Here is a 21,259-nt window from a genome sequence, read left to right as displayed (position 1 = left end):
CCGTTATCCATGCGCCACCACGGGCAGTTCGACGACTACCTCTAACCCGCCGGTGCTGGCGCGAGTAAGATGCATTTGGCCGCTATACAGGGCGACAAGATCGGTCACGATGGCCAGCCCCAAGCCGCTGCCAGAGCGCTGTTCATCCAACCGCTTACCACGCTGAACCGCCTGCTGGCACTCCGCCTCCGACATGCCAGGGCCATTATCACGCACGGTTAACACCAACTGCTGCTCAACGGCCTGTACATCGAGTTCTACCTCGCTCTGTGCCCAGCGCAGCGCATTGTCCATTAAATTACCCACCAGCTCTTGGATATCTTGTTCATCCATATGCACTCTGATTGCCTGTCCCCAGCTTTGACGCAGCGCGATACCACGCCGCTGAGCGAGCCTGGAAAGCCCGTTCAGCAGCGGCGCTAGTGTAGTGTGCAACGTAATAGGTGCAAAACGCACGCCTTCACCCGCCGCCGATGCGCGTGCGAGGTGGTGGCGTACTGCGCTATCGATACGTGCTAACTCTACTTCCCAAGCGCTGCGGTTTGCCTCAGGTAACTGGCGCAGTTGAAGCCGCATCACACTCAGCGGCGTTTTCAGTGCATGGGCTAGATTGCCAGCGGTATGGCGTCCACGCTCTATTAAGCGCTGATCGCGTGCCAGCACTGCGTTCATGGAACCCGCAAGGGTCGCCAGTTCTTCCGGTAGCCGGGTGTCTAACTGCTCGCTGCGCCCCTGCTCCACATCACGAAGGTTGGCGTGCATGCGGCGCAGCGGTGCCAACCCCCAGCGTACCTGCAGTGCTAATACACCGATGAGCAAGGCGCCCAGGCCAATTAGCCCACCCCACAGCAGATGCTGAAATTCACCAATATCATCGGCTAACACGTCGTTCCGGGCGGCCACGCTGATATGCAGCGGCGCTTCTAACGGGGCCAGATAAATGTCGCGCTCCACCATGCGCAGCGATTGATCACGCGGGCCGCTAATCGAGCGTGCACTGAGGTTTTCGTTCTCAACCACGGGCAGACGTTGATCCCAAAGCGAGCGCGACGCCAGGGTATTCTGTGCACCGTCGGTAATTTGCCAGTACCAGCCGGAGTAGACATTTTCAAAACGCGGGTCGCCCAGCGCTTGGTCGAGGACAAGCTGCTGCGCTAAACGGTCATAGGTAACGCCCGCCATGATGACGTTAAGGGTTGCCGCCAACCGCTCGTCAAACGCCTGGGTGGCCGAGGCACGGTAGTGGTGGGAAAGCAGTGTGCCAGCAATCGGTAGCGCGAGCCCCACCATCACCAGCACGGCCAGCAAGAGCCGCAGACTGATAGAGCGCTTTGTCCAACGTCGTTGCCATTGATTATGCCACTCTGCATTGGCGCTCATTCGGCCGCTGGCTCTTCTTCTAATAGCCGATAGCCCTGGCCCCGCTGGGTAACGATTCGCCAACTGCCCAGCTTACGGCGTAAACGGCTAACCTGAACATCGATCACGTTAGAATCGGGTTCGTGATCACGGTCGTAAACGTGTTCCGCCAGCTCGGTTCGGCTCACCACCCGCGGTGCCGCATGCATTAGATAGCCCAGCAGGCGCGTCTCTTGCGCGGTCAAGCCCACCGGGCGCCCTGCCAACGTAACGTGCTGCGTGTGGGTGTCTAAACTCAATTCGCCCACTTTAAGCACCGGATGGGCATGACCGTGGCTGCGGCGCACCAGTGCACGCAGCCGAAACAACACTTCCGCTGGCTCGAATGGCTTGGTGACATAATCATCTGCACCCGCGGAAAATCCGGCGGCTTTATCGGCCCAACGCTCTCGAGCCGTTAGAATGAGTACGGGCAGATCGATACCGTCTTCCCGCCACGCCGCCAGCCAGCGAGTACCGTCGCCATCGGGCAGTCCTACATCTAAAATCAAGGTGTCGTAGGCTTCGGTGCGGACTAAAAAATCAGCGTCCTGTCCGGTCGCCGCATGCTCGACCAGCCAGTCACCGTCGCGAAGCGCTTGGCTCAGTTCGCGCGCTAGCGCTTGGTCGTCCTCTACCAGCAAACACTTCATTGGCTAACTACCCTTTTCTTAACTATTAACGTCTGGCGCTTTTTACTACTGGCGACTGGCACAGCGCCTTAACGCTGCATGTCGTTAATACGGACACCTTCAATGGACATCAGTTGGCCGTTTTGGCCATCAAACTCGAACTCAACGACTTGCCCCTGGGGGCCAAGCATTTTGATTTCGTACTCAACGTAGCCACCTTCACGCTCCAACTCTACTTCCAGCACTTCACCTCGATAGTTCGCTTCGAGCCAGTCCAAAATCGTGTCTAATGGAACGACTTCACCACGGCTGACTTCGCCGTGCAGCGTCTCCCAAGGCTGGTCGCCCACAGCGCTACCCACCAGTAATAGCATTAAAGCTAAACCAGTCACGTTGCGACGAGTGCGTTCTGGGACGCAGCGCAGCGGCTTGATAAGAGGGTATCGGCGTTTACACATAGGGTCAGCATGCCAAAGGCAACATGAACGCTAGATGAATGGTTTTGTCAGCTTAAGGAAAGTATAGCGGTGATATAAATTCACTGTCGCATTCGCTGAGTGGCAGTCACTCATCCACGTTTAAATACGTAAAGAAGGAATTTACTATGAACACTTTGAAAAAAATGCTGCTGATTCCGACCTCCGCACTACTGCTTGCCGCTGCTGCCGGTAATGTTCAGGCAGACGACGCACTGGCAATGGATCGCATCGATGACGTATTGAACCACGCTAATAATTACGGTTTCAGCCACTACGAAGAAATTAGCATTGAAAGCTCTAACCGCGTAGAAGTAGAAGGCTGGTTGGACGAGGAGTGGTATGCCGACGTGGATTTCTCTTTGGATAACGGCGAAACCCTGCAGGAGCAACGTGAGCGCCAGATTACCGGTGCCTGGGGTATGAGTGAAGACGATATCCGCCAAGCGCTAGACGTTGCCAGCCAGGAAGGTATGGTCGAGTTTGAATCTCTCGATATCAATAAAAATGGCATCATTGATGTCGAAGGCCGCGGAGAGAATGGCCGTGAACTAGAAATCAGCGTGCGCCAGGGTTCTTCTGAAGTTACCCAAATTGACCGTGATTAATCATCTTAGCTAACCGCTTTGCGGACTCCCCATGGGGAGCCCGCTGCGCTTTAAAGCGACTGTTATTAGTAACCCACTTCTTTTAGCGGCAATCCTGACAATTACCCCGCGCCATAATGGCGGCCGCAATGCGTTCGATACCCTGGCGATAGGCAGCTTGACGATAGGTGATACCACTTGCCTCCGCGAGCGCTAGCACCTTGCCAGCCTCTTCACTTAGCAGCGCGTCCAAGCGCTCATTGATCTGCTCCTCACGCCACTTTTCTCCTGCCCGGTTTTGCAGCCACTCAAAATAACTGACGATCACGCCGCCTGTATTGGCAAGGACATCGGGCAGCACCGGCACATCTCGTTTAGCAAGCACCTGATCAGCATCGCTGGTCAGTGGGCCATTGGCGATCTCTAGGATAGCGCCGGCATTCACTTCATCCACATTGTCACTGTGAATCTGGTTCTCAAGTGCTGCCAGCGCTAATACATCGACCTCCAAGGCCAATAGCGCATCGCCACTTATCGCTTTTCCTGCCTGACTGTCTGCCACCGTGCCGCTTTTCGACTTGGCCTGTTTAACCGCTTCAATATCGAGGCCATCCGCGTTGTAGCAAGCGCCGCTGGAATCCGATACCGCCACGATTCGGTAGCCACGTTCACTGGCTAACCGCGCAAAATGGTAAGCCGCGTTACCAAACCCCTGCACCGCCACCGTCGTCTCTTCGGGTGTGCGCTCTTCACGCTCAGCCCACAAATCGAGCACTTTTAACGCGCCCCGTCCCGTGGCGGCCACGCGCCCTGGCGAGCCGCATAATGGCAAGGGTTTTCCGGTAATCGCCGCGGGCATTTTAGCTTTTACAATCTGCTCATACTCATCAATCATCCAGCCCATGACCGTCGCGTCGGTGTTCACATCGGGCGCGGGGATATCCCGGTCGGGTCCCATGATATCGGCAATGGCCCGGATGTAGCCGCGCGCCAGCCGCTCTCGTTCGAGTGAAGAGAGCGCCTTGGCATCGACCTGAACGCCGCCTTTACCGCCGCCATAGGGCAAGCGCACCACCGCACATTTAACCGCCATCCAGAAACTTAGCGTGGTGACTTCATGCTGATTGACGTCGGGATGAAAGCGCACACCGCCCTTGGCTGGCCCCAAGCTGGTATCGTAGTGAACTCGCCAGGCAGGAAAGGCTTTTAAGCTGCCATCGTCCATCCTGACCGGGATACTCACCTGTAGCGAAAGGCTGGGCTGCATCAGGCGTGCTTGGGCATCCGCGTGAATATCCAACGCCTTGAACACATCTTCCAGTCGTGAACGGGCATCCTCGAAGAGAGCCGCACCCACTTCTGGGGTTAGCGTGCGAGGCGCCGTTTTTTCAGCTTGCCGTTGGGGCGTCGTGTTGGCCTTTTGATTGTTTGACTTCGCCTTTTTCGTCTTAGCGTTACCCATTCAGTGCGCTCCTTTTTCATGGTCAGGGTAGGACTTTAAGAGATGAACGTTATAACGTGTTGACAGCGTAGCAGTTGGTGGCCAAACCAGAGCGCCGACCTAATCAACGTGTTGAGGAGAAACTCGTGCTGAATGAAGGCGGTGATGACGAAAGCCTACGTTTAGGCCTTGATGATCCCGTACTGCGGGATTTGGCTTGGCTGGCCGTCACACCGGATCTCGTGGAGCTGCCGCCACCGATCCCCTGCGGGGGGCGGCCAACGCTGAAAGAGCTGGGGCTGGAAAATAGGCTGCTGCCCTGGCTGCGCCAGCTTGGCCGATCGCCGTTAGCCGCTTTGATGAGTAACCGTGCGATGCGCATGGGCCATTACCATGAACGCCTCTGGCACACGCTGTTAGACCACGCACCCAATACGCGGCTGCTGGCCCGTAACGTGCGTATCAACCGAAAACGCAACACGCTCGGCGAGCTGGATATGCTCTACCGTACACGCGCTAACCCAGCGCCGGTGCACTTGGAAGTCGCCATTAAATTCTACCTCGGGCTACCGGAAGGGCCGGGCGCACCGACAAGCCCAGCGCGCTGGATTGGCCCCGGCGGACTAGACAGCCTTGCGCTGAAGTGCGCCCATTTGCGCCGCCATCAGCTGCCGCTCTCTACCACGGCGCTCGCGCAGCAAACCCTCGCTCACTGGCTTGCACCACGGGATATTGGGGTGGCGGATAGCCGATTAGGCGAGCAACTCACCCAGCGCTTGGCGATACCGGGCGTGCTTTACTACCCGTGGCACGCGGCAATGCCAGCGCCCGAAGGCGCCACCGCCAATCATCGCCGGGGTATTTGGTGCTACTGTCGCGATTGGCCTGAGGTAGCGGCCCGCTTTTCAGTCATGCCGAAGATGGCCTGGTTGGAAAAACCGCACTGGCTGGCACCACCTCCACCGCATGCTTTTCGCTCTGCCGAAGAGGTCCTGCCAGGCGTTATTAAACAGCTTCACGCCTGGCGCTCCCCCCAACAAGTGATGCTTTATTACCCGCCGCAGCAGCGCTATGAGCGGCTTTTTTTGGTGCCCGACAACTGGCCACGTCAGGTACCTCTGCCACCAGTAGCGGGCTAGCGACGATTCCTTTACACCACCACGAGGTTATCGCGGTGAATCAGCTCGTGGGCTTCCACGTAGCCAAGGATCGCTTCAATCTGGTGGCTGGGCTGGCCCGCCAACTGGCGCGCTTCATCGGCACCGTAGTTCACCAACCCCTTCGCCACTGACGCGCCCTGCTCATCCACGCAAACCACCATATCACCGCGCTTGAAACTGCCCTGCACACCGCGCACTCCCACCGCTAATAGGCTGGAGCCTTTATCGCGCAACACTTTCACCGCCCCGGCATCCAGCACCAGCGTCCCGCGTACCTGCAGTTGCCCCGCCAGCCAGCGCTTGCGCGCCGCCATGGGCACCTGGTCAGGTCGCAGCAGCGTGCCCAGCGCCTCTCCGGCCATAATCCGATTGATAACGTCAGGCTGGCGGCCACTGGCAATCACCGTCACCGCCCCGGAGCGCGCCGCCAGCTGCGCCGCCCGCACTTTGGTGCTCATTCCACCTCGCCCCAGCGCGCCACCGCTGCCCGCCACAGCGGCTAAACGCGGGTCGTCGGCGCGTCCTTCGGCAATCATCTGGGCGTTAGGGTTATGGCGGGGGTCAGCGTCAAACAGGCCTTCCTGGTCGGTCAATAGCAACAACGCGTCCGCTTCCAATAGGTTTGCGACCAGCGCCCCTAGGGTGTCGTTGTCACCAAAACGAATCTCATCAGTGACGACGGTATCGTTTTCATTGATCACCGGCACTACGCGCATCTCTACCAGCGTACGCAGTGCTGAAAGCGCATTCAGGTAGCGTTTGCGGTTGGAAAGGTCATCGTGGGTAAGCAAAATCTGCGCGGTGAGCATGCGGTGACGGGCAAAGTGCTGTTCATAGCACTGGGTCAGGCCATTCTGGCCTACCGCGGCGGCGGCTTGCAGTTCATGCACGGCGCTGGGGCGCACCTGCCAACCCAGGCGCACCATACCTGCCGCCACGGCTCCTGATGAGACCAGCACCACTTCGATGCCCCGCTGGTGCAAGGCGGCGATTTGATCGACCCAGCCGCCAATGGCGGTTTCATCCAGGCCGCGCCCATCGTTGGTGAGTAGCGCACTGCCGATCTTCACCACTACCCGCCGGGCACGATTCAGCGCGCCGCGTCCTAGGATTTGCTCGTTACTTTCCATGCCACCCCGCCTCAATCCGACACTTACAAAAGGGGCCGCGCGAACGCAGCCCCCTTTTTAGCTTATAAACTTAAGCTTACTACTGAATGCACCTGCTCAATACCACTAAGGGGCGTATTCGACTTCAACATCGTAATCATCATCGTCGAAGTCTTCGTCATCTTCATCATCACGCTTACGCCGACGGCCCAAACGATCTTCGGTACGCGCAACCGACTCTTCTTCCATACGGCGGCGCATCTCTTCTTCGCGGTCCCGCGCCTCTTCATCTTCGTTCTCGAGGCGACGCTGTTCAGTCAACCAGCGGTAGGCCGCCTGAACCAGCTTATCGGTGCCGTCGCTGCTGATCGCTGAAATGCGGGATACCGGGCCTTCCCAATTCAATGCCTGGATAATCGCCTGTGCGCGCGCTTCGCGCTCGTCTTCCGGCAGCAAGTCAAACTTATTCAGCACCAGCCAGCGTGGGCGCTCGGAAAGCGCTGGCGAGAATTGCCCCAGCTCGTGGACAATCGCCTTGGCGGCCTCAACCGGGTCGGACTCGTCAAACGGCGCGACATCGACCACATGAAACAGCAGCCGCGTGCGCGTCAGGTGCTTCAAAAAACGTAGCCCTAAACCAGCGCCTTCAGAGGCCCCTTCGATCAAGCCCGGTACGTCGGCCATCACGAAGTGCTCGTGCATGCCCAGCTTCACCACACCCAAGTTGGGCACTAAGGTGGTAAACGGGTAGTTGGCGACTTTGGGTTTGGCGGCAGACACCGAACGAATCAGCGTGGATTTGCCCGCGTTGGGCATGCCCAGCAGACCCACATCGGCCATGACTTTCATTTCCAGCCGCAGATTGCGGCGGTCGCCATCGGTGCCCGGCGTGGTGCGGCGCGGCGCGCGGTTGGTCGAGGACTTAAAGTGGATATTGCCCAAACCACGGCGGCCACCTTCGCCCACCAGCACTACCTGACCAATTTCGGTCACATCGGCGATGACTTCCAGCGTGTCTTCATCAATGACCGTGGTGCCCACCGGCACTTTTACGTGCAGGTCTTCACCGGCTTTGCCGCTCATTTGACGGCCCATGCCGCCCTGCCCGTTTTGGGCCTTATAGAAGCGCTGGAATTTAAAATCGATCAAGGTGTTGAGCGCATCGTCACCAATCAGGTAAACACTACCACCATGGCCGCCATCGCCCCCATCGGGGCCGCCCCTGGGCACATATTTTTCGCGGCGAAAGCTCAGACAGCCATTGCCGCCTTTGCCTGCCTCAACAATAATCGAGGCTTCATCGACGAACTGCATTGGATTCTCCCGGCCGCTTCCGCCGCCCTAATATGTACTACTTTTTTTCCAATCCTTTATTCCCATCAGCATGCTGGTAAAGCGCCGTGGTCAAACGTACTGGAAAAGAGATTTAACCGACAAAAAAGCCCCGCCATAGCGGGGCCTTTTTCTCGTAACTTAACTTGCACAGTCACGAGCATAGCATTCGCCGTTTAGGCAGAAACAATGCTAACAAACTTGCGGTTTTTGGGACCTTTGGTCTCAAACTTCACAAAACCGTCGCTCAGTGCGAACAGCGTGTGGTCACGACCTAGGCCTACGCCAGTGCCCGCGTGGAAACGTGTGCCACGCTGACGCACGATGATGTTACCCGCAGTTGCCGCTTGGCCACCGAAGAGTTTTACACCTAAGCGTTTGGACTCGGAATCGCGACCGTTACGCGTGGAGCCAGCTGCCTTTTTATGTGCCATTGCAAAATCCTCCTAAGGGAATTGACCGCTTACGCAGAAATTCCGGTAATTTTGACTTCAGTGAACCACTGGCGGTGGCCCTGACGCTTCATGTGGTGCTTACGACGACGGAACTTGATGATGGTCACTTTATCGCCACGGCCGTGGGAAACCACCTCGGCAGAAACTTTAGCACCACTGATCATCGGCGCACCGATGTTGAAGTCATCGCCGTCTGCAACCATCAGCACTTCGTCAAACTCGATCGTTTCGCCGGTGGCGACTTCGATTTTCTCGAGCTTGAGCGTTTGACCTTCTTGAACGCGGTACTGTTTGCCACCGCTTTTAATAACTGCGTACATGTCGCTCTCCGGACTTGTCGTTAATGCCGCTTTCGGCAGCGCTCATCGCTTTTCGCTCTTATCGACCTGCTGCGAGTGGCGCCCCTTTTGGAGCCATCTGACAGGGAGCATGATGAGTGGGTCGCGGATTATAACGACTATCTATGCATACCACAAGACCACAGGCCATTGTCAATTACCCCAGGCGTTGCCGTTGACGCCTAACCCGCGCGAGTATCTTGACGCCTAACAGGCAGCCCCATAGCATGACCTCACTACATGGTCATAAACGTGACCATAACTACACCGCAAATATGGGTGGCACTTCCCGCCTCCCTCTGCCGCGATGAACGGATTCCATGACCGCCAACGTCTCTTCAGCCCAGCCTGTCAGCCCAACGCCTTCACCGCTGCACGCCGTGGTGGCCGATGACTTCGCCGCCGTCAACCGGACGATTGTCGAGCAACTCAACTCCAAAGTACCACTAGTCGAAACCATCGGTCAGTACATTACCGAAAGCGGCGGGAAACGGTTGCGCCCTTTATTGGCGCTACTCGCCGCCCGCTCACTCAACTACACCGGCGACAAACATATACCGCTGGCCACATTGATTGAGTTTATGCACACCTCCACGCTACTTCATGATGACGTGGTGGATGAATCGCACATGCGCCGAGGCAAGAAAACCGCCAACGACGCTTGGGGTAATGCGCCTTCCGTGCTAGTGGGCGACTTCCTTTACGCCCGCTCGTTTCAAATGATGGTCGATGTGGGCTCGATGCGCATTATGGCGATTCTTTCCGGCGCCACCTGCATCATCGCGGAAGGCGAAGTGCTGCAGTTGACCAATATCGGCAACCCCAGCATCTCCGAAGAGGACTACTTCGAGACCATTTTGGGCAAAACCGCCATGCTGTTTGAAGCGGCTTCCCATAGCGGTGCCGTACTGGCAGATGCAACGCCGGAGCAGGAGCAGGCGCTCCAGTATTATGGCCGCTACTTAGGCCTCGCCTTTCAGTTGATTGATGACCTGCTGGATTACCAAGGCGACGCCAATGCCATGGGCAAAAACGTGGGCGACGACCTCGCCGAAGGCAAGCCGACACTGCCGCTGATCCACGCCATGGAGCAAGGCACGCCGGAACAGGCCAAGCTGATTCGTCAGGTGATTCGCGATGGAGGTCTTGAGCAGCTTGATGCCGTACTGGAAATTATTCACGCCACCGGTGCACTTGACTATACCCGCCAGCGGGCCGAAGAGATGGCCGAGAAAGCCCTGCAGCAATTGGACGTCCTACCACCCAGCGCCTACCGCGACAGCATGGCCCAACTGGCCCGCTTAGCGGTTGATCGCCAAGCATAAAAATTGCTAGATCACACCGCCGAAGACTTGAAAAAACACGTTTGGCTCAGTATGATCCACCTCCGTTGTTGAGCGTAGACAAGCGCTTCTCAACTACTTTCGGAATATAGCTCAGCTTGGTAGAGCGCTGCCTTCGGGAGGCAGAGGTCGTAGGTTCGAATCCTGCTATTCCGACCAAGAATACTACTAAAAACGGCCACTTAGCTAACACAGCAAGTGGCCGTTTTTTGTTGGGCAAATATTCAGTTGAATACAGCTTCCAAGCGTTACAGGTGGCGACTATTACACAAGCTTAATACGATCCCGCCCGCTACGCTTCGCCTGATAAAGCGCATCGTCAGCGTCTTTGAGCAGTAGTGAAAGACTATCCGAATTTACAATTTCTCGGTTGGCAAGGCCTATGCTTAAGGTAACCAACCCAGAGCTTGTTATAGGATGCGGTATAGCACTTTTATGTACACCATTTCTGATTCTTTGAGCCACCTGTTGAGCGAGCGATAGGGGTGCGCCCAACATCAGCACCAGGAATTCATCACCACCCAATCTTATCGGATAGGCCTCGCTCGATCGGAGACTGCTACGAATCACCTGGGCCACCTGCTGCAAACAGTGGTCACCCTGCAAGTGGCCCAAGGTATCGTTGTAGGGTTTAAACTGATCAATATCGATCATCAAAGCAGTTACTTGAAGATGGTGCCCTTTACTCAGCAAAATATGACGCAAACGTTCCAAGGCCCGGCGATTACCCATACCTGTTAGTAGGTCGGTTTCCGCCTTGACCAGCGCATTCTGGTACTCCTGCTTTAAAGCAGTCGTCATGTTCTTTGACTGAGTGATGTCTACACCGATACCTAGCAAGCCGACATCTGGAATCAGTGTTTCCGTCATCAACAGCCAACGGCCATCCCATGCGTCGATTTCAAATTGACGATAAATTTGCGTGCGACGCTTAGATAACGCCGTTTTGATCCACAGTTCAATATTATCTGTTTCAACAATCAGCCCCTGCCCCTTGGCATAGTTGTCACGCACAATATCCGGCCAAGTGAGGTGTGCTCCCTGTGGATAGCAAATCAGTTCATAGTAGTGGGCATTACCATATAGCAACCAGTCCTGGTCATCGAACAGGGAGATTGCTGCGCCACTATTGTTAAACAGGTGAGCCGCCACTGGCAGAATGTGCGCTAGTGGGTCGGAATTATCATTTGACGAGAACGTCACGACATCTGCTCCCTACGGTGCTTTGCGTCCAGCTATAACAGCTCAACTCCAACAAACCTATTAGATAAACGATAGTACAGCTCTCTACAACCGCTTTGAATTCGCGTTCACCTTCCCTCTTTAAAGCTATCATGAGAAGCGCAAGACCTATTTCCAACCCTCCAACCACCTTGCCAATGCAAGATTAACGGCGAAAGCCGGCAACTGTTGGCCTTATCAATTAGCTTAGTTAACAAAAGCAAATAACTAGCCTGCTAACAACTATGCTAAGATTGGTGGTTGCTTTGAACCCTTTCTTTCTCTTTCTAAGTGGGCCAAGACCATTCGCCAGTTAACGCATATTAAGGCCGTGCTGCTGTTTGCCAGCACCATGACCGTAATGTCGGGAGCAATTATTGCGCCAGCGCTGCCGGGCATTAGCCGCCACTTCCCTGATCAGCCCCAGGTATTGATCCAACTGATTCTGACCATTCCGGCGCTGATGATTACCCTGTTCAGTCCACTGATGGGGTATCTGGCTGATCGGTTTGGGCGCAAGAAACTGCTGCTGGCAATGCTGTTCATTTATGGCTTTGCCGGTGTTTCGGGCTTTTTCATTGATCGCGTGGATCTGCTGCTGAGCTCCCGGGCGCTAATGGGAATCGCGGTGGCTGGCATTCTCAGCATTAGCACCACACTGGTAGGCGATTATTTTGATAGCGCCGAACGCGCCCGCTTTCTGGGGCTGCAGAGTAGCTGCATGGCGTTGGGCGGGGTGATTTTTATTAACCTGGGCGGGCTGCTCTCCGACTGGAGTTGGCGTGGTCCGTTCCTTCTCTACCTGACTGGCGTGCTGCTCCTGCCCTACGCCTGGGCGATTCTTCAGGAACCCAAATCCAGTGATGACATCAGCCGTGATTCCAGCGATGCGCCGGTCAAGGTGGATATCGGGCGCACCGGCCTTGCCTACCTGATCGCCATGATCAGCATGGCGATGTTTTATATGTTTCCCGCACAGTTGCCCTTTCTGCTTTCTCAACAGGGCCAGATTAGCGGCATGGCCATTGGGGTGGCGCTCTCGATGTCAGCGCTAACGGCCAGCATCGTGGCGTTTTGCTATGGTTACTACAAGCCGTTTCTGTCGGTGATGACCATTTATGTGCTCGGATTTTTCCTGGCGGCCGCCGGCTTTTTGGTGGTGGGCTTCACCCAAAGTTACGCCATGGCTATTGTGGGTGCAGCGATCTCCGGGTTCGGCCTGGGCGCCTTCATGCCAAATACCACCACCTGGCTGATGCGAATCACCCCTCAACGCGTGCGCGGTCGAGTGTTTGGCGGTTTTACCTCGACCTTCTTTTTCGGCCAGTTCGCCTCCCCGGTGGTGGTCGCTCCAGCGGTGATCTGGCTGGAGTCGCTGCGTCATGTGTTTACCGGCATGGCGGTGGTATGCGGCCTGCTGGCCGTCGTGCTGATCATATTGAGCAAGACGACGCTAAAGGCCGACAGCCAGCTTTAACAGGGAGCGGCAAGTGTGCCGCCAGAGTCATGCCGGCGGATGAATCAGCCCCACGACACTAACCAGAATCAGCACGGCCCCCAGCACACGGAAGAACAGCCCGGTGTCCGCTTTCAGCATATAACAGTGGGCTTTCTCGCCGAGCAGATGGCCGATAAAGGCACAGGGCAGCAGCCACAGCTGATGGATGAGCTGAAGGTCTACACCTGCAATGAGGAACGAGACCATCTTGATGACCACCAGAATAAACCACAGCACGAACATGGTATCCCGCAACTGCGCTTTGGCCACATGCGCTGCGAACACCGCCACGATCAGCGGCGCACCAATCAGCGACGTACCACTGACATAGCCCCCGAGTGCCAGCAGCACGTAGTCCACATACTTATTCTTGCTCTTGAACGGCTTGTTTAGCACATAACCAATGGCATAGATGAAGACGATGCCAAAGATAATGCTGGTCATCACGTTAGCGGGCAGTGTCAGCAGCCCAATCACCCCAATCAGCTTGGGGATGATCATGATTTTCAGGGCTTTTAACAGGTAGCCCCAATCGATATTGCTCTCCGGCGAAGCGCCGGTCACTTCCGCTTTCTGCAGTTGGCGATGCCCACTCCAGGCAATCCAACTGGAGAAAATCAGTAGCTGGATGGCAATAATCGGCAGGAATACCAGCGGTTCGTTGACCACCAGGAGTAGGAAGGGTAGCGCCAGCACGGCGCCGCCAAACCCAAGGCTGGTTCTGACAAAACCGCTCCAGGCAAAGATAAGTCCGATCAGTAGATACTGGTACCAGAGTAGATCCGTCATTGCGCGTGCAGGGTCCTTAACAAGATGAATGATTGCCCAGTTGCCACCAGCTTGGCAGCAGCGCGCGTACCTTAGGCTGGGCAAAGCGATCATCTATTAATACCACAACCCCTTCATCTTCTGGGCTGCGAATCACCCGCCCGGCCGCCTGCACTACCTTGATCATACCGGGAATTTGGTAGGTGTAATCATCGCCCTGGCCAAACCGGGCGCTCAAACGCGCCTTGAGCGCTTCATTGAACGCGTTGAAGGGTGGCAGGCCCAGCGTAGCGATAAAGGCGCCTATCAAGCGGTCACCGGGCAAGTCGATCCCCTCGGCGAAGGCACCGCCCAGCACGGCGAAACCGATACCTTTCCCGCCAGGTGAAAAGCGGGCTAAAAAGGCATCACGCTGCGCCTCCGGCATACCCCGGGTTTGGCTGAAGACCGGCACATCAGGATGCGCCTCACGAAAACGCGTCAACGCGGCCTCCAGGTAGGCAAAGCTGCTGAAGAAGGCTAGGTAATGGCCGGGCCTGCGCTGATACTGCTGCGCCATGGCGGCCACTAGCGGCTCGATGGAGGCATCGCGGTCGCGAAAGCGCGTCGAGATATCGCGGTGAATACGCACCTCCAACTGACGCGCGGCAAAGGGAGAGGCCACTTCGCGCCAGGCAGTCGTCGTTGGCAGTCCTAGCAGATCCCGGTAGTAATGCGCAGGGTTCAGGGTGGCGGAAAACAGCACCACCGAGTGCGCAGCATTGAACCGCGCGGTCAGAAAGTCCGCGGGTATCAAATTGCGTAACCCGAGCACCGCCCGGCCGCGCCCATGGCGGGTAAGATCACACAGCGAGTGCTCGCCAAAGTGCTCTGCCAAACGGCAGAACGCCAAGGCTTCGAACAGTAGCTCTTGTAGTTCAAGGCTGGCCTGGTCCGGGTGCTCACCGAGGTAATCGGTGATCGCGGCCCCCACTTGTTGGACAGCACCCACCAGCTTATCGGGCAACGTCGCGAGTAGCGCATAGCCCGGCGGCCCTTTATCGCCCGCCGCCTCAAGGCCTGCCGCTTTGATCACCGTCTGCCACTGGCGAGCCAAACGCCCTAACGGGCCCGCGATGGGGCTGGGCGCGACACGGCGTAGTCGATTGAGGCGCTGCTGGTCGAGTTCAGCGCTATACATCCCGCGTGCACGCTCCACCAAGTTATGCGCTTCATCCACCAGCACCCCGGCCCGCCACTCGTTGGCCTGCGCCAAACCGTGCAGCAGGGCATGGCTATCAAACCAGTGATTGACGTCACCGACGATCACATCCGACCAGCGCGCCAGCTCTTGGCCGAGGTAATACGGGCATACCTCGTGGGCGAGCGCCACCTCGCGCAGTGCTTGACGATCGAGCCACCCCTGCTCGACGGCCGCTTGGCGAGCAGCGGGCAGACGATCGTAAAATCCGGCGGCCAATGGGCAGGACTCGCCATGACAGGCACGGTCAGGGTATTCGCAGGCCTTTTCCCGCGCCACTAATTCCAGCACACGCAGCGGCAGGGGTTCGTTTTTATCACGCATACTCAGGGTGATCAGGGCGTTTAGCGCCAACCGGCGCCCCGGGGTTTTCATGGTGAGAAAGGCGATGCGATCGAGCTGCTGGCGCGGCATCGCTGAGAGCATGGGAAACAGCGTAGCGAGGGTTTTGCCTATCCCGGTGGGCGCCTGGGCGAGCAGGCAACGCCCGGTGCTGGCCGCCTTATAAACATCCTCGGCGAGTTCACGCTGGCCGGGGCGAAACGTGGCGTGGGGAAAACGCAAGTTGCAAAGGGCATCGTCACGGCGTTGACGGTGGTCGGCTTCCTGCTGCGCCCAGGCGAGAAAGCGTTGGCACTGTTCAGCAAAGAACGCCTGGAGTTCATCGGCAGTGGCATCTTGCGTGAGCAGGGTCTCTTTGCCGCTGGCAATCTCCAGATACACCAGCGTCAAGGTGATACCCTCCAGGCCGCGCTCGGCACACAGCAGCGCGCCGTACACTTTTACCTGCGCCCAATGGAGCGCACGCTGGTTATCCGCCATGCGCTCCAGTCTGCCACGATGGGTTTTAACTTCCTCCAGGCGGTTGGTCACCGGGTCATAACCATCGGCGCGCCCGGTAACAGTCAGCCCTTCAAAGGCACCGGAGAGTGGCAATTCAGCGAGGTAGTCTTCCCCGCGGCGACTAGCGACGAGGGCATGCCCTTGCATACCTTCCCGGGCACTGGGGGCAGGCGTAAAGCGGTGATCAAGATCTCCCTCGCGGGCGGTGAAATCGCACAGTGCCCGCACCGCCACCCGGTAGTTCCCGCTCATACGGCAGGCTCGCCGTTGTCCGCCCAGCGCACGTAACACACCGCGACGGGCATTCCATGGCGGTGGAAAAACGTTAGCCAGCGGCGCTGGTTATCCTGCAAGCGATCGCCTGGGCCTTTGACTTCGACCATCCGGTAGCGCGGCTCGCCTGCGGGCGCGTTGGGCAGAAACTGAACCAGATCCGGTAGCCCGGCCCGGTTGGCTTTTAGATCCTCCAGCAGCCGCTCGAAGCAGCGCTGCAGGTGCTCGGCGGGAATACACGCTAGCGCCAGCTCCACCAGCGCCTCATCGACGATTGCCCAGTGCACAAAGGGAGACGCCAGGCCAAACTTCTCTCGCCAAGTTGCCCGAATGACCTCGCAGTAGTTGCCGTTTTCCAAGTGCGCCAGGCAGGCATCAAAAGCCTCTCGCCGCCGTGCCACGAAATCATCGCGGTATAAATCCGCCGGGCCATTGTGGAAGGGGTGGAAGAAGGCACCCGGCAGTGGGGCGAAAATAGCTGGCCAGCAAAGCAAGCCAAAAAGCCCTGTCAGCAGGCTGTTTTCCACGTAGCAGACCGGTGCCTTGCGCTCACTTATTGCCTCCGCCACCGCGCGCTCGACGCCCTGCGGGCCAGGAAGCTGAAGATCCCAGCGTTCATGGGGCGGTTCGGAGGCGCTCGGTTCAGGTGGCAGCTTAAGCCGTCGGCGCAGCCGCGGCAGCAGCCGAGCTAGCGCCTGGTGCTCCGTTTCATTGGGGTGGCTTTCCAGTGCCTGAGTTGCCAATCTAAAGGCGGTCTGATGGTCACCCTGCCGCTCCAGCAACCGCCACTGGCGAATGCGTGTCTCGCTGCTGCCCGCCTCTGCATAGAGCGCCAGCGCCAGCGCTGGCTCACCGCGCCGCTCGGCGTCTCGGCCCAGCTGGAGGAGCAACCGCGCACGGCGCGTATCCAGCCAGCGGTTATCAGAGCGCGGTGGAACCTCTCTGCAGAGCTCGGTAGGTAGCTCGCCAGCATCCAGGCGTTCGCGCAGCTGATGCAGGGCCAGATAGGCGTCCACCTCGTAGCGCGCTTGAAAGGCGCGCGATTGAAGGGTGAAAGGCACCGCCTCAAAACGCTGCAGCCCCAGCGCCGTGAGCACGAATTCGGCCCAATCCTGGCGTAGATTGCCAAAGAACATCAGCCGCAAACGGTCACAAGTTTCCATCTTTAGAAGACGCACTATTGGATCAGTAGCATCAGGCCACCATTGGCATAGCGGCTTGGGGGCGATGGGCTGGCTTGTTAACGCCTCGAAGAGCACGCCTTTAGCGCTGGACGCTCCGAGCCCAGCGGCGCGTATCTCTTCCGCTAAGGCCTGGCGCAGTTCGGCCAGGCGCAGCTGGTTAAAAAGCTCATCAACACGGATCACCGGGTCGCAATCCACCCACCCCAGCTCGATGAGCGGCGCCATTGCCTCGGCGCTGTCACCGATTTCGGCATAGCGGAGCTTGCTGAGCCGAAACAGCTCGCCTTTACGCATCACCATGCGCACCAGCAGCGCTTGCGATTCGCGTGGCAAGCGTTCGAATTGATCGATGAAGTCACGCTCGTCGACTGAAAGCAGATCGGCGTGACGCTCGCCTACCCAGGTCAGAACGAAGCGAAAGTTCGTCAGGTAGTAGAAGGGGTCATCGAGAGAGGCGGTTGGCGTAACGAAGGCACTGTTCATTTATCCATTATAACAGTGCGATGGTTTTGTCGTCATGAGGATCAGCGATTCAATGAGAGCGTTTGAAAGGCGTGATAGGCCGTTATCACCGTTGCCATTTGCGCGGTATGCGCCTGCACGAAAGCATCGCCGGTCACTGTCTCGTCAGGGTATTCGGTTATCAACATCAGGGGCGTCAGCTGGTCAGGATCCTCTGACAGCAAATAAGGAAAGCCATTGACGACGGGGAAGGTCAGCGCGCCCGCATGGGTTTCGAACAAGTCGATTTGTGTGGCATTGAACGCCACTAAGCCTGGTACCTGGGCAAGCTGCCGCGTCACGGTGTCGACCAGTTGCTTCGCCGCCGCTTCCCAGCCCGGTTGATGGCGCAGTATCAGGAAGAACCCTTTGGGAATCGTCCACATTTCAAAACCACGCGGCACATAGCCGTTCAATGGGCGCGTCCATTCATGGGCGGGATAGCCGTGCAGATTGATATGCAGCTCGGCACCGCTGACCTCGACCGCCTGTTCACGAATCGCATACTCGAAAGGACGCCCAAGCGGCTGGCTCTGTAAATCATTGCCGAATGCCGTGTAGCGCGCGGCGTGGTGCATATGCCGCGGCTGGGTGGCGATGAGACGGTGCTGCAATGCGTAACCGTCAGGGTTTTCTAGCGGCGAAATGACAAAGTGTGCCCCAGGCTCCCTGCACAGTTGTTGGGCAGCCCGCAACGCCCCTACCACCCCGGATGTCTCGTTGGCGTGCTGGCCGGCACTGATCACCACAGCGCGATCACTGCCGACGTGATAACGCGCCTCCACTGCACGGCCTGACCGAGTGGTGGCATAGAGCGCCTGACCGCCAAGGGCTGCCATGAACGGTTTGATCTGGGCAGTGCCGATGGCTTGCTGAGCGTTCTCCAGCGTGACCTCATCGCGCTCGGCAGAAAAGACCGCTAAGGGTCGCAGGCTTATCTGCAGGTAGGCGGTTTCCCCCTGAGTGGATACTTCCGGCACAATCTGGCCCGGCTGAATAGAACGATCACCCAGCGCAAGGCCTGCACGGCGTTGAAAATACTCCAGCGCTGAGAAATAGAGTTCTTCATGCATCGCCTCGCTGAGGCTTATATGTTCGTCATCCCAGGCTAATCGGCGGTCTCTGCTCGGCCAATGTACAGTGAAATTTAGCTCTTCAAAGTAAGGCGGCGCGGACTGCCACTGGGTGGAAGCCAACGTCGCCATCGCCGCTTGAAACAGCGCCTCATAATCGGTCTCCAGGCGTGTTTCACTAACTTCGCCTTGAGGCGAAGTCAACCACAGCCAGCCACAGGGCGAGTACTGCGCCTCACCCACATGATCCTGATGATGGCGGTTGGGCGCTGTCACAAGGTGGGTCTCCCACCCTTTACCCCTTCGCTCCACTTGCACGCGATAGTGGACAGTGGCCGTTGCGGCAGGCGTCGTTTCAACCCCCTCCCAACGAAGCGACACTCCTTGCGGTAGGAGTGCTGCCAGCGGATAGGCTTCCAGTAAAAAGCGACGCGGCGCGTGCGCCAGCACGGGATACTCAATCACCACCGATTGCACTGAAGCCCATGAAAATGCCTCTAAAAAGAAATGCACTAAGGGTTTATAGGCACTATGCAGGCACGCATTAATCCCCGCCTCTTTGAAGGCCGTTTCCGTTGCCTGACGCTCAGCTTCGTCATCAAAGACCCACGCCTCCAATTGGTAGCCTTGATAGGCAGGCGTCGCATAGGTCTCAAGGAGCGTTTTTGTGGTACGTGGAAAGGAGCGCTCGAGCAGTGTTGAAGGGGGTAAACAAAGGGTCGTGTTCATAAGGCAGCACGTTTAGTGAGGTTACGAATAGTGGGAAAAGCCGGACTGGATGCTAATAAAAGCAAACTATGGCCCTGACCACCAATGCCCCATGACAATTTTCCCAACCACAAAAAAAGCTCCCGGATCGAGAGTTTTTTTATCTGCACTTAATCTGCTTACTGATAGCGAGGCTTACCCTACGCGGTGCTGCTTGAGTAAGGTGAGGCTATGCTCTTCTTCGCTTTGCGGCTGTGCCGGTACTTGGCGGGTGCCAACCAGTACGTACCATTCCGCTTCGGAAAGGTAGCATTCACACCAGCGGCCCAGGTCGGCTGCGCACTCCTCGCGGCTAGAATCGCCGCAGCGATAGTCGTTCGCCAGATGCAGCAGGTCTTGGCGGGCGGTGCGCGCACGGGCAGTGCCACCGTGCACTTTTACCAGCGGGCAGCGTCGGTCATAGGCGGCGTTGGTTAACGCATTAAGCCAACGCTCCAATTCATGTGCCTGAATTCCACCATACACTGCCACGCGCGAGCTCCCTGCCCCATTGAAAGGGCATTAGCCTGCCCGATTTACGGGCCGCTGTCACTGGTTAACCTTTGTCCGTTGATTGAGACGTTGCCACGTCTTTTTCAAAAATCTGCTTAAAGCCTTGTAACACGTTGACTACATTGACACCAATTGCCTCTACCGCATAGCCCCCTTCCATAAGAAACACGCAGGGCAAGCCCGCTTGCGCCAAGCGTTCACCTAAAACGGTGAAGTCACTGCTAGCAAAGGTGAAGGCACTTATCGGATCACCCTCAAAAATATCGACCCCAAGGGAGACGATTAAACACTCGCACTCGGCTGCCTTTATCTGTGCTAACGCTTGTTCTAGCGTGGCCAGCCAAGTCGCCACACTGGTACCGGGCGGTAATGGGTAATTGACGTTAAAGCCTTGCCCGTTGCCTTCTCCACACTCATCAGCGTAGCCCAAATAGTAAGGAAAGGTTACCTCGGGGTCACCGTGTAACGAAATGAACAGGACATCATCGCGCCCATAAAAGATCTGCTGAGTGCCGTTGCCATGGTGAAAATCGACATCAAGAATAGCGACCCGGCGCTTACCCGCATCCAATGCGCGCTGGGCAGCCACCGCGGCATTATTGAAGAAACAGTATCCACCGAACTGATCATAAGCGGCGTGATGGCCGGGGGGTCGGCATAGCCCAAAACTGGGTTCGCCGGTTTCCAGGGTATGCTCGACCGCACCAAGCGCTACATCTTTGCTTGCCATGGCGGCTTCAAAGGTTCCTTCTGATATCGATGTTTCCGCTGCCAGCGCGTAATAGCCTAGCTGGCCGCTAATCGAACGCGGAATACGGTCACCGCGCATCGTTCGGGCTGGCCAGATATTGGGGATGGCCTCGCCCTGATGACCGGCAGCACCCCATGCTTCCCAGCAGTTGGCTAAAAATGTCACGTACTGTTCGTCGTGGACCGCCAGCACCGGCGCTAACCCGTAGGCAGTGGGGGTACGAATATCACCAACCTTGGCCTGACGGAGCTGATTGAGCACTAGATCAAGGCGCTCGGGACACTCAAAGGGAGTGACCAAGGCGCCGTCATGTAACTCCGTGCGCGCTTGACGCAAGCGGCTATCCTCTGAGTAAAACGTCAGCATGTCGGCTCCT

Annotated in this window: 19 protein-coding genes and 1 tRNA gene; 5 read left to right on the top strand and 15 right to left on the bottom strand. The window is 57.3% G+C overall.

Annotated elements, in window-relative coordinates; translation table 11 throughout:
* Window positions 1-3: 3 nt before the first annotated feature.
* From ACUN8H_RS12105 to ACUN8H_RS12095, 3 genes are all read right to left on the bottom strand, one after another.
* Window positions 4-1,380: a sensor histidine kinase gene (locus ACUN8H_RS12105; protein ID WP_445532346.1), complete on the bottom strand. Its 1,377-nt coding sequence runs from the start codon at window positions 1,378-1,380 to the stop codon at window positions 4-6.
* Window positions 1,377-2,051, bottom strand: coding sequence for a response regulator transcription factor (locus tag ACUN8H_RS12100; RefSeq protein WP_290700764.1), 675 nt, complete (start codon window positions 2,049-2,051; stop codon window positions 1,377-1,379). The genes ACUN8H_RS12105 and ACUN8H_RS12100 overlap by 4 nt, the downstream gene beginning before the upstream one ends.
* 68 nt (window positions 2,052-2,119) lie before the next feature.
* Entirely contained in the window at window positions 2,120-2,404 is a 285-nt protein-coding gene (locus ACUN8H_RS12095; RefSeq protein WP_445532345.1) for a PepSY domain-containing protein, read from the bottom strand.
* A gap of 230 nt (window positions 2,405-2,634) precedes the next feature.
* On the opposite strand from ACUN8H_RS12095, the gene ACUN8H_RS12090 reads away from it, so the two are divergent.
* Window positions 2,635-3,114, top strand: coding sequence for a PepSY domain-containing protein (locus tag ACUN8H_RS12090; protein WP_445532344.1), 480 nt, complete (start codon window positions 2,635-2,637; stop codon window positions 3,112-3,114).
* Between the two features lie 82 nt (window positions 3,115-3,196).
* On the opposite strand, the gene ACUN8H_RS12085 is transcribed toward ACUN8H_RS12090, so the two are convergent.
* Window positions 3,197-4,555: a Glu/Leu/Phe/Val family dehydrogenase gene (locus ACUN8H_RS12085; protein ID WP_445532343.1), complete on the bottom strand. Its 1,359-nt coding sequence runs from the start codon at window positions 4,553-4,555 to the stop codon at window positions 3,197-3,199.
* A 125-nt stretch (window positions 4,556-4,680) separates the two neighbouring features.
* Here ACUN8H_RS12085 and ACUN8H_RS12080 point away from each other — a divergent pair, with 125 nt between their 5' ends.
* A complete protein-coding gene (locus tag ACUN8H_RS12080) occupies window positions 4,681-5,673 on the top strand; it encodes a DUF1853 family protein (RefSeq protein ID WP_445532342.1) in 993 nt (330 codons plus the stop codon).
* Window positions 5,674-5,684: 11 nt separating this feature from the next.
* Here the strand turns inward: ACUN8H_RS12080 and proB are convergent, their stop codons facing one another.
* From proB to rplU, 4 genes are all read right to left on the bottom strand, one after another.
* Window positions 5,685-6,824, bottom strand: coding sequence for a glutamate 5-kinase (gene proB, locus ACUN8H_RS12075; RefSeq protein WP_445532341.1), 1,140 nt, complete (start codon window positions 6,822-6,824; stop codon window positions 5,685-5,687).
* Between the two features lie 105 nt (window positions 6,825-6,929).
* Window positions 6,930-8,117, bottom strand: a complete 1,188-nt coding sequence (gene cgtA, locus ACUN8H_RS12070) for an Obg family GTPase CgtA (RefSeq protein ID WP_445532340.1) — start codon at window positions 8,115-8,117, stop codon at window positions 6,930-6,932.
* A 194-nt stretch (window positions 8,118-8,311) separates the two neighbouring features.
* Window positions 8,312-8,569 (bottom strand): 50S ribosomal protein L27, encoded by a 258-nt coding sequence (gene rpmA, locus ACUN8H_RS12065; protein WP_008957069.1) that lies wholly within the window; start codon window positions 8,567-8,569, stop codon window positions 8,312-8,314.
* A gap of 29 nt (window positions 8,570-8,598) precedes the next feature.
* The gene (gene rplU / locus ACUN8H_RS12060; RefSeq protein ID WP_022520761.1) at window positions 8,599-8,910 is read right to left on the bottom strand and encodes a 50S ribosomal protein L21; all 312 of its coding nucleotides are present in this window, start codon (window positions 8,908-8,910) and stop codon (window positions 8,599-8,601) included.
* A 338-nt stretch (window positions 8,911-9,248) separates the two neighbouring features.
* On the opposite strand from rplU, the gene ispB reads away from it, so the two are divergent.
* Window positions 9,249-10,253: an octaprenyl diphosphate synthase gene (gene ispB, locus ACUN8H_RS12055; protein WP_445532339.1), complete on the top strand. Its 1,005-nt coding sequence runs from the start codon at window positions 9,249-9,251 to the stop codon at window positions 10,251-10,253.
* Window positions 10,254-10,353: 100 nt separating this feature from the next.
* Window positions 10,354-10,430: transfer RNA gene (locus tag ACUN8H_RS12050), tRNA-Pro, on the top strand.
* Window positions 10,431-10,535: 105 nt separating this feature from the next.
* Here ACUN8H_RS12050 and ACUN8H_RS12045 read toward each other — a convergent pair.
* The gene (locus ACUN8H_RS12045; protein ID WP_445532338.1) at window positions 10,536-11,474 is read right to left on the bottom strand and encodes a GGDEF domain-containing protein; all 939 of its coding nucleotides are present in this window, start codon (window positions 11,472-11,474) and stop codon (window positions 10,536-10,538) included.
* Window positions 11,475-11,823: 349 nt separating this feature from the next.
* Here ACUN8H_RS12045 and ACUN8H_RS12040 point away from each other — a divergent pair, with 349 nt between their 5' ends.
* Window positions 11,824-12,969 carry an MFS transporter gene (locus tag ACUN8H_RS12040; RefSeq protein WP_445532337.1) on the top strand — a complete coding sequence of 382 codons (1,146 nt, stop codon included), beginning with the start codon at window positions 11,824-11,826 and terminating at the stop codon, window positions 12,967-12,969.
* A 27-nt stretch (window positions 12,970-12,996) separates the two neighbouring features.
* Here ACUN8H_RS12040 and ACUN8H_RS12035 read toward each other — a convergent pair whose 3' ends face one another.
* The 6 genes from ACUN8H_RS12035 to ACUN8H_RS12010 form a co-directional block, all read right to left on the bottom strand.
* On the bottom strand, window positions 12,997-13,779 hold the full coding sequence (locus ACUN8H_RS12035) for a TSUP family transporter (protein WP_445532336.1): 783 nt from the start codon (window positions 13,777-13,779) through the stop codon (window positions 12,997-12,999).
* 16 nt (window positions 13,780-13,795) lie between these two features.
* Entirely contained in the window at window positions 13,796-16,093 is a 2,298-nt protein-coding gene (locus ACUN8H_RS12030) for an ATP-dependent DNA helicase (protein ID WP_445532335.1), read from the bottom strand.
* Window positions 16,090-17,781 (bottom strand): VRR-NUC domain-containing protein, encoded by a 1,692-nt coding sequence (locus ACUN8H_RS12025; RefSeq protein ID WP_445532334.1) that lies wholly within the window; start codon window positions 17,779-17,781, stop codon window positions 16,090-16,092. The genes ACUN8H_RS12030 and ACUN8H_RS12025 overlap by 4 nt, the downstream gene beginning before the upstream one ends.
* A gap of 41 nt (window positions 17,782-17,822) precedes the next feature.
* Window positions 17,823-19,601 carry a M14 family zinc carboxypeptidase gene (locus ACUN8H_RS12020; RefSeq protein WP_445532333.1) on the bottom strand — a complete coding sequence of 593 codons (1,779 nt, stop codon included), beginning with the start codon at window positions 19,599-19,601 and terminating at the stop codon, window positions 17,823-17,825.
* Window positions 19,602-19,775: 174 nt separating this feature from the next.
* Window positions 19,776-20,111: a hypothetical protein gene (locus ACUN8H_RS12015; RefSeq protein WP_445532332.1), complete on the bottom strand. Its 336-nt coding sequence runs from the start codon at window positions 20,109-20,111 to the stop codon at window positions 19,776-19,778.
* A gap of 64 nt (window positions 20,112-20,175) precedes the next feature.
* Window positions 20,176-21,249, bottom strand: a complete 1,074-nt coding sequence (locus ACUN8H_RS12010; RefSeq protein ID WP_445532331.1) for a histone deacetylase family protein — start codon at window positions 21,247-21,249, stop codon at window positions 20,176-20,178.
* Between the last annotated feature and the right edge of the window lie 10 nt (window positions 21,250-21,259).

It is taken from the genome of Vreelandella sp. V005 (assembly GCF_052645115.1).
The sequence above is the reverse complement of the archived record's forward strand: the minus strand, read 5'-3'. Positions and strand labels throughout refer to the sequence as shown.

Excerpts from the sequence above, each read along its gene's own strand:
- ACUN8H_RS12010 (WP_445532331.1), bottom strand. The coding sequence starts at position 21,249 with ATGCTGACGTTTTACTCAGAGGATAGCCGCTTGCGTCAAGCGCGCACG.
- ACUN8H_RS12095 (WP_445532345.1), bottom strand. The coding sequence starts at position 2,404 with ATGCTATTACTGGTGGGTAGCGCTGTGGGCGACCAGCCTTGGGAGACG.
- rpmA (WP_008957069.1), bottom strand. The coding sequence starts at position 8,569 with ATGGCACATAAAAAGGCAGCTGGCTCCACGCGTAACGGTCGCGATTCC.
- ACUN8H_RS12020 (WP_445532333.1), bottom strand. The coding sequence starts at position 19,601 with ATGAACACGACCCTTTGTTTACCCCCTTCAACACTGCTCGAGCGCTCC.
- ACUN8H_RS12030 (WP_445532335.1), bottom strand. The coding sequence starts at position 16,093 with ATGAGCGGGAACTACCGGGTGGCGGTGCGGGCACTGTGCGATTTCACC.
- ACUN8H_RS12035 (WP_445532336.1), bottom strand. The coding sequence starts at position 13,779 with ATGACGGATCTACTCTGGTACCAGTATCTACTGATCGGACTTATCTTT.
- ACUN8H_RS12100 (WP_290700764.1), bottom strand. The coding sequence starts at position 2,051 with ATGAAGTGTTTGCTGGTAGAGGACGACCAAGCGCTAGCGCGCGAACTG.
- proB (WP_445532341.1), bottom strand. The coding sequence starts at position 6,824 with ATGGAAAGTAACGAGCAAATCCTAGGACGCGGCGCGCTGAATCGTGCC.
- ACUN8H_RS12085 (WP_445532343.1), bottom strand. The coding sequence starts at position 4,555 with ATGGGTAACGCTAAGACGAAAAAGGCGAAGTCAAACAATCAAAAGGCC.
- ACUN8H_RS12025 (WP_445532334.1), bottom strand. The coding sequence starts at position 17,781 with ATGAACAGTGCCTTCGTTACGCCAACCGCCTCTCTCGATGACCCCTTC.
- ACUN8H_RS12105 (WP_445532346.1), bottom strand. The coding sequence starts at position 1,380 with ATGAGCGCCAATGCAGAGTGGCATAATCAATGGCAACGACGTTGGACA.
- ACUN8H_RS12090 (WP_445532344.1), top strand. The coding sequence starts at position 2,635 with ATGAACACTTTGAAAAAAATGCTGCTGATTCCGACCTCCGCACTACTG.
- ispB (WP_445532339.1), top strand. The coding sequence starts at position 9,249 with ATGACCGCCAACGTCTCTTCAGCCCAGCCTGTCAGCCCAACGCCTTCA.
- cgtA (WP_445532340.1), bottom strand. The coding sequence starts at position 8,117 with ATGCAGTTCGTCGATGAAGCCTCGATTATTGTTGAGGCAGGCAAAGGC.
- rplU (WP_022520761.1), bottom strand. The coding sequence starts at position 8,910 with ATGTACGCAGTTATTAAAAGCGGTGGCAAACAGTACCGCGTTCAAGAA.